General features: G+C 39.0%; 1 protein-coding gene. It reads right to left on the minus strand.

Going from position 1 to position 292, the window contains the following annotated elements:
• The coding region (locus AOA60_RS00135; protein WP_218240461.1) for a phage portal protein at positions 1 to 292 on the minus strand (292 nt) is incomplete at both ends.

Raw genomic sequence — 292 nt, forward strand, 5'->3', positions numbered from 1 at the left:
GTTAATAGCTATATCCCTTAAAGATAGAGGTTTAACTTGCTGAACATCTAGTAAGTCTGCCGGAATAATCCATGGTTTACCCGCTTCTGATGATTCTAAATACTTATCATAAACAGAATCACGCCCCTCTTCACTTGCCAATTCAGCAGTATTTGCATCCACTTTTACGATAAGAGAAGGCATATATTTCCCACTCATAAAACCTTTCTTGGTTGCAGTTGCCTGCTTGAGGTTATGAGTGATATCTCTTAATACAACTCTGAAGCCTCGACCTATATAAGGCCTGTTAGGA

The sequence above is a fragment of the Pseudomonas sp. 2822-17 genome (genome assembly GCF_002742485.1).
Lineage (GTDB): Bacteria > Pseudomonadota > Gammaproteobacteria > Pseudomonadales > Pseudomonadaceae > Aquipseudomonas > Aquipseudomonas cyclaminis.